General features: G+C 69.1%; 3 protein-coding genes. All 3 read left to right on the top strand.

Translation table 11 applies throughout. The features are described 5' to 3' along the window. The coding region (locus MBELCI_RS18550) for a cytochrome c biogenesis CcdA family protein (protein WP_045320521.1) at nucleotides 1-321 on the top strand (321 nt) is incomplete at its 5' end. A 65-nt stretch (nucleotides 322-386) separates the two neighbouring features. Further along, on the top strand, nucleotides 387-1616 hold the full coding sequence (locus MBELCI_RS18545; protein ID WP_021695781.1) for a hypothetical protein: 1230 nt from the start codon (nucleotides 387-389) through the stop codon (nucleotides 1614-1616). Beyond that, on the top strand, nucleotides 1613-2968 hold the full coding sequence (locus MBELCI_RS18540) for a cytochrome P450 (RefSeq protein WP_021695780.1): 1356 nt from the start codon (nucleotides 1613-1615) through the stop codon (nucleotides 2966-2968). The genes MBELCI_RS18545 and MBELCI_RS18540 overlap by 4 nt, the downstream gene beginning before the upstream one ends. Nucleotides 2969-3033 lie beyond the last annotated feature (65 nt).

Genomic DNA, 3033 nt, shown 5'->3' with positions numbered 1-3033 from the left:
TTCGCCTTCGGCTGGACGCCCTGCCTCGGGCCGATCCTCGGCACCATCCTCGGGTTGGCGGCGACCGAGGCCGACGTGGCGCGCGGCGCGGCCCTGCTGGCGGTCTATGCCGCCGGTCTCGGCATTCCCTTCCTGCTGGTCGCGGCGTTCTTTCCCCGGCTGGGGGGCGCGATGGCATGGATGAAGCGGCACATGGGTCGGATCGAGCGGACCTCGGGGCTGCTCCTGTGGACCGTGGGCCTGATGATGCTGACCGGGCAGTTCTCGGATTTCAGCTTCTGGCTGCTCGAAACCTTTCCCTCGCTCGCGGCGCTCGGCTGAGGCCCGCATTCGGCCTTATGGTGGCCCGCTTCCTTCTCTAGTCTGGGGCGGAAGGGGGAGCGGTCATGGATGGATCATCAATGCGGCGGGTGCGCCGTCGGCGGGTGTTCTACATCCCCGGCTTCGACCCGATCCACCCGCGTCGCTACCGCGAGCTGTATCGAACCGAAGGGGCCGCGCAGGCCGATCTGTCCGGCTTCGATCTGTCGCTCTCGCCCGCGCGCGGCCGCCGCTTCGGTTGGGACGTCGCGGCCCGGATCGAAGGCGGCGAGGTGCAAACCGAGTTCGAGGTGCTGGTCTGGTCCGACATCGTGCGCGAACAGATGCAGGGCGGCGTCCTCGCCACCTATGGCCAGCTTCTACGCACCGCCTGGACCTACATGTCGAGCGGCGCTCTGATGCGGCTGATGCGGCTGCGCAAAGGGCCGGTGATCGCGGCGCTCTACCCGGTGGTGATGCTGCTGATGCAGCTTGGTTTGGCGCTGGCTCTGGGGACGCTCGCGGGCGGCCTCGCGGCGACGCTCGCGCACTGGGTGGGGCTGCCAAGCTGGGTGGCCTACTGGCCGGTGCTGGCGGGTGTGACCTGCGCCGTGCTGTTGTGGTGCAAACGCCATGACCGCCGCGTCTTCGCCTACTACCTGATGCACGACTACGCTTTTGCCGCGCGGTGGGGGGGAGCCAACCCTGCGGCGCTCGAAGCTCGGCTGGCGCTGTTCGAGAATCACATCGCCGCGGCCCTGTGCGAGGATGTGGACGAGGTGCTCGTGGTGGGCCATTCCTCTGGCGCGCATCTGGCGATCTCGGTGCTGTCGGACCTGATCCGCGCCGGGCGCAAACCCGCGGGCGGCCCGGCCTTGGGTTTCATGTCGCTGGGGCAGGTGGTGCCGATGATGTCGTTCCTGCCCGAAGCCCGCCGCCTGCGCGCCGACCTGGCCTATCTCTCGGCACGCGAGGAGCTGACATGGCTCGATGTGACGGCGCCGGGCGACGGCTGTGCCTTTGCATTGTGCGACCCGGTGGCGGTGTCGGGTGTCGCCCCCGAGGATCAGCGCTGGCCCCTGGTGATGTCGGCCGCCTTCACCCGCACGCTGAGCCCCGAGCGCTGGCGCGCGCTGCGCTGGCGGTTCTTCCGGCTGCATTTCCAGTATCTCTGCGCCTTCGACCGGCCGGGCGATTACGATTATTTTCGCGTCACCGCCGGGCCGCTGACGCTGGCCGCGCGTTTCGCGGATCGCGCGCCGTCGCGGCAGGCCATCCGCCGGCCCCTGTCGCCGCATGTCGCCGTCACTGCATGACGCTTCCGCCCAAGCCCGTCGCCCGCGCGCCGCGCGTATCGCTGTGGCGGCACCTGCGGCTGTTTCGGGCCGATATCCTCTCGGCCCAGCCCGCGCGGCTCTACCGTGCCTGGATGGCCGAGTTCCGCACGCCGTTTTTTCGCTCGGTGCTGATTAACGATCCCGCATTGCTGCGCCGCGTGCTGAACGAACGCCCGCGCGACTTTCCCAAATCCGACCGGATCGGCGCGGGGCTGCGCCCGCTTCTGGGAGACTCGGTGTTCCTCACCAACGGCGCAACATGGGAGCGGCAGCGGCGGATCATCGACCCGGCCTTCGAGGGCGGCAAGCTCAGGGACAGCTTCGCCGAGATGCACGCGGCAGGCGCGGCGGCGGCGGCGCGGCTCGCCCCGCTGGCGGACGGGCGCCCGGTCGAGATCGAGGAACAGGCGAGCCACGCCGCCGCCGACGTCATCTTTCGCACGTTGTTCTCGATCCCGATCGAACACGAGACGGCGCAAGCCACATATCGGGAATTCCATGCGCATCAGCGAAGCCAGCCGCTCTTGAACCTCGCGGCCTTCGTGAAGGGGCCGCGCTGGATGCCGCGCCTGCATTCGCGTGCGACCCGTCGCACCGCGCGACGCATCAGGGGACTGATCGCAGGGCTGGTGGCGGCGCGGGCCGAGGCGATCGCGGCGGGCGAGGCGCCGCGCGACCTCGCCACCAAGATCATGACCACGCCCGATCCCGAGACGGGGGAGCGGTTTTCGCCCGATGAGATGGTCGATCAGGTGGCGATCTTCTTTTTGGCCGGCCACGAGACCAGCGCCGCGACATTGGGCTGGACGCTCTACCTTCTGGCCACGCATCCGCAAATTCAGAAGCGCGCGGCACAGGAGGCAGCGGCGTTTTCAGGCGAGTTCGCAGGGCTTTCCAAGCTGAAGTTCATCCGCGACTGCACGCGCGAGGCGCTGCGCCTCTATCCCCCGGTCCCGATGATGGTGCGCGAGACCACGAGGCCCGAGCGGTTCCGCGACAGGGACCTGCGCCGTGGCACGCAGGTGGTGCTTTCGCCATGGCACCTGCACCGGCACGAGCGGTTCTGGGACGATCCCGACGGCTTCGATCCCGACCGCTGGGGACGGGCCGATACGAAAGACAGCGCCCGGCGGGCCTTCCTGCCGTTCAGCGCCGGGCCGCGTGTCTGCCCCGGCGCGGGGTTTGCCATGGCCGAGGCGGCGGTGCTGCTGGCAGCCTTGCTGGCGCGCTACCGGTTCGAGCCGGTGGTGGGCGACGTTCCGGTGCCGGTGGCGCATCTGACGGTGCGGTCCAAAGCCGGGATCAGGTTGCGCGTGATGGCGCGGGATTAGCCAGACCTCATCGAAAAAGTCTGCACGTTCTTCGAAGAACGTGTCAGTGCAAAAGGCCGGACCGG

Origin of the sequence: Limimaricola cinnabarinus LL-001, from assembly GCF_000466965.1 — a bacterium.
In the GTDB taxonomy this organism is placed as follows: domain Bacteria; phylum Pseudomonadota; class Alphaproteobacteria; order Rhodobacterales; family Rhodobacteraceae; genus Limimaricola; species Limimaricola cinnabarinus.
This window is presented reverse-complemented; position numbering and strand designations above follow the sequence as displayed.